The organism is Streptomyces phytophilus (assembly GCF_013870535.1).
Classification (GTDB): domain Bacteria; phylum Actinomycetota; class Actinomycetes; order Streptomycetales; family Streptomycetaceae; genus Streptomyces; species Streptomyces phytophilus.
Genome location: NZ_JACBXC010000555.1, coordinates 1 through 3,882, shown reverse-complemented (window position 1 = coordinate 3,882; position 3,882 = coordinate 1). Strand labels below are relative to the sequence as shown.

Genomic DNA, 3,882 nt, shown 5'->3' with positions numbered 1-3,882 from the left:
GGGTTGAGCACGGCCCAGATGTGCGTGATCCGGCCACGGTCGACACCGAACGCCAGCACCGCGACGGTGACGCCGTCGCGCCGGCTGATCAGCCCGGGCTCGCCGTTGACCGCGCGTTCGAGGATCGTCAGCGGGCCCCGCGCGGCCAGGTCGGCACAGGCCGTGGCGATCTCCCGGCCGCCGGTGACCGGGTGGGCCACCGCGGGGGCCAGCCCGCCGCCATCCGCGGTGACGGTGGCGTTCGGGTCGAGGAGCCCGATCAGGGCGTCGATGTCCTTGGCCTCCCACACCTGCTTGAACTCCCGGACGATGCCGGCCTTACGGGCCGGCGGGGTCGCGCCGGCCGCGGGCCGGCGGACCCGGCGCCGGGCGGAGGAGGCCAGCTGCCGGCAGGCCCCCGGCGAGCGGCCGACGACCTCGGCGACCTCCGCGAAGGAGTACCGGAACACGTCGTGCAGCACGAAGGCCACCCGCTCGGCCGGCGTCATCGACTCCAGCACGACCAGGAACGCCATGCTCACCGACTCGTCCAGGGTGATCCGGTCGGCCGGGTCCGTGTGGCTGCCGCCGGCGCGGGCGGTGAGCGGCCCGGTGTGCTCCGGCAGCGGCTCGGGAATCCACTGCCCGACGTACGTCTCGCGGCGCACCCGCGCCGAGTTCAGCAGGTTCAGGCAGATGCGGCTGGTCACCGTCGTCAGCCAGGCACCCGGGGACTCGACGGCCTCCTGCTCGGCCCGGGGCATCGCATACCAGCGGGCGTAGGCATCCTGCACCGCGTCCTCGGCGTCGGAGAGCGAACCCAGCAGCCGGTAGGCCAGGTTGACCGTCCGGCGCCGCTCGCCCATGAGCACATCCAGGCTCGGGTCCGGCCCCGCGGACTTCGGTTCCCCCTCGGTGGTCATCGCGCCACCAGCCCCCTCCACCCGCATGCCCTCCCGTCGCCGGCGTCGCCCCCGCGCTGCGGCGCGGTCAGAAGCCGATCGCTTCACGGAGCAGCAGGACCGTGCCGCGGCCCGGGAAGTAGTGCGGGCTCAGGGAGTGCAGGATGAGCAGGCGGTTCAGGGAACTGCCCATGCCGTACGCCTGCATGGCGCGCTCGTCCTCCAGCGGGAGGCAGTGCGTCTCGACGCGCCGCAGCGCGGTGTCCAGATCGGGCACCACCTTCTGTGCCCCGACGACCCAGATGGCATGCCCGGCCCCGCCCGAATAGCCCGTGAGCTGGCTTCCGCTGGCCGAGGCGATCACCAGGGAGCCGGTCTCCGTGACCGCGTGCACGCTGCCCAGGATGACGTCCGGGCTGGCCAGAGTCCGCCGGATCTCGTCCCGCTGCGTGCCGCGGTCCATGGACAGGCTGCGCGCCCTGACCGAGTCGTACCGCCCGCTGCCGTCGATGTCCTCGCCGATCCCGGACAGCCGCAGCGTCTCGCTGGCCCCGGTGAACACCGTGGCCCCCGCGGGAACCAGCTCGCCGACGCGGGCCCGCGCGGCGGCGGCGCCGTCGAGGACCTCTGCCTCGAAGCCGTTGCCGGCCAGGGCGGCGGCCACCATCTTTAGGCGTTCCGCGGACGCCGGTTCGGTGAACGACGGGGCCGAGGTCGTCATGGTCTCTCCTGGTCGGTCGGGACGGCGGATCCGGACGACTTCGTCGTCTCCATCCCTACGACAAGACACCCCGCCGGAACGTCAGGCGGCGGTGCCGGTTCGTGGAGCGGCGGACGAGCGCTCCCGCGTTACATGAACAATGTCTCGTCGCACCGCTCCACAGGTTCGAGTATGGGCAACCCGCCTTGGGCCGGACTGTGCCGCGAGTTGGTGGCGGCTTGGCAGTCCGGCGGGGCCCCCGGGGGCGACTCGCGGGTGTGACCTGCACCCCCGCATGATCGGCCAGGATTGTAAACAGGTTGCCAAGTCGACACCAAGCCGAACCCAAGCGAAACAGGCAAAGATACCGCTTGCACACCGTGCCTGCAGGGGCGGTGCGCGCGGTCGGATTCGCGGTGGCACCGAGAGGGCGCGACGGGAAACTCCGGCGGAACTTCTACCTACAGAAGGTGGATACCAGGCATGTCGACTCCTTGCAAGCCGGCGGTGAGCGTACCGGGCTGCGCCATCACCGCGGGAGAGGCCCTGGAATCCGCCGAGCGCCTGCCCGTACGCGGCCTACGGCCCGGCGCAGCCGGGAAGATCCCCGGCTGCTGCCCCGGCATCACCGCCGAGATGTCGGTGGGCAGCCGGGCCGGCGAACGACGAGGGCCCGCCGCCCGCCCCGCGCGCATGCTCGTCCAGAGCCCGCCTCCACCGGATCACGAGTGGTACTTCGAGAAGGTCTGGGAGATTTTTCTCCAGTGGCCGGACCGTGGATCCTTGGGCCGTACGCCGGCTCCGGGACCGCTACCACGTCGGCCGGACCACGCTGCTCAGCCGCGGACGACCGGTCTCCGGCAGCACCACGGAGAGGGCACGATGAACAGCATTCCGCTGGTCCACGCGAGTGCGGGGGCGGGATCCGCCGCACCCGCCGGCAGGAGGGCCGCCGAGTGAGCAGCGGCGTACCGGTCAGCCCGGAGCCGGCCGCACGATGCGGCCGCGAGCAGATGACGTTCCAGCCCGCGCCCCCGCCCGCCACAGTGATCTTCGCCAGGTAAGGGGCGAGCCGGCCGTGGTGCGGGGGAGCGGGACAGGTTTCGGCGGAGGGAATGCAGTGAGCCCTGATGGCAGTCAGGCGGTCGTCGCGACGGGTACGCGAACGGCGGTCGCCTCCGGCACCTCCTGTGAAGCGACGCCATGAATGCCGACGCCGTAGTCGCGGCCAAGGAACTTGAGGAGATGTGGGGCCCGGAGGGGCTCTTAACCGGCGGGACGACCAGTCCTGCCGGGTACATCGGGGCCACGCCCACCTCGCTGATCGGCCGCACCCGCGACCTCGACCGGCTCGCCACCGTGCTGTCCGCGCCCGACGCCGGTCTGGTGACCGTCACGGGCCCGGCCGGGGTGGGCAAGAGCCGGCTCGTCATGGAGTACTTCCGCCGCTTCGGGCCCGGCCCCGGCGGCACCGTCGAGGTGTTCGACTTCGGCCGGATCACCGACCCCGCCGTCGGCGCGCTGATGCTGCGCCGGCTCAAGCAGCAGTTCGACGAGGACCCGGTCGCCGTCTGCTCGGCCCTGGAGCGCCTCGGACCGGGGCCGCACACCTTGCTGTTCGACCACTACGAGGACGTTGCGGATGAACTGGCGCCACTGCTCACGGAGTTCCGGCGGAGCTACCCGGAGGTGCGGATCGTCACGGTCGGCACCGCCCGCCTCGGACTGTACGGCGAGCGGGTCGTACGGCTCCGGCCGCTCCCGACCGGGCACGGCGTCGAGGCCGACCTCGCGGCCGTCGCACGGATTCCGGCCGTGGAGCTGTTCGTACAGAGTGCGCGGGCGGTACGGCCCGAGTTCAAGCTGACCGTCGAGAACGTCCGCTACGTGCTGGCCCTCTGCCGGCTCGCCGGCGGGCTGCCGTTCGCCATCGAGCTGGCGGCCGAGCAGGTCAAGCTGGCGGAACCCGACCTGATCCTGGAGCGCTTCGAGCGCGGCGCCGGCGATCTGCGGCGCATCGACCTGCACCCGTACTCGCGGCACTCCAGCATCTCCGGCATGGTCTCCTGGGTGTTCGCCCGGCTGCCCGCCGACGAACGGCTGCTGCTGAACCAACTGGCGGTCTTCGAGGGCCCGTTCACCGCCCGCGCCGCGGCCGGTGTGCTCGCCGGCTTCGACGCCGCCGGCTACCGGACCATGGAACGGCTCATCGACGCGAGCGCCGTCGTCCCCGACGAGCGGCCCGACGGCGAGCTGAGCCTGAGCATCCCCGGCCCCGTACGGCACGCCGCCGCCCGCTCC

3 protein-coding genes are annotated in these 3,882 nt (G+C 72.4%); 1 reads left to right on the top strand and 2 read right to left on the bottom strand.

The features are described from left to right. Together sigJ and H5J30_RS21170 are read right to left on the bottom strand one after the other, a co-directional pair. A partial coding sequence (gene sigJ / locus H5J30_RS21175) for an RNA polymerase sigma factor SigJ (RefSeq protein ID WP_181788972.1) occupies nucleotides 1-902 on the bottom strand: 902 nt, incomplete at its 3' end. A gap of 67 nt (nucleotides 903-969) precedes the next feature. Further along, on the bottom strand, nucleotides 970-1,602 hold the full coding sequence (locus H5J30_RS21170; RefSeq protein ID WP_181788971.1) for an LUD domain-containing protein: 633 nt from the start codon (nucleotides 1,600-1,602) through the stop codon (nucleotides 970-972). Between the two features lie 1,182 nt (nucleotides 1,603-2,784). On the opposite strand from H5J30_RS21170, the gene H5J30_RS21165 reads away from it, so the two are divergent. After that, nucleotides 2,785-3,882 (top strand): ATP-binding protein (locus H5J30_RS21165; protein WP_258563448.1); only part of this gene is annotated, 1,098 nt, incomplete at its 3' end.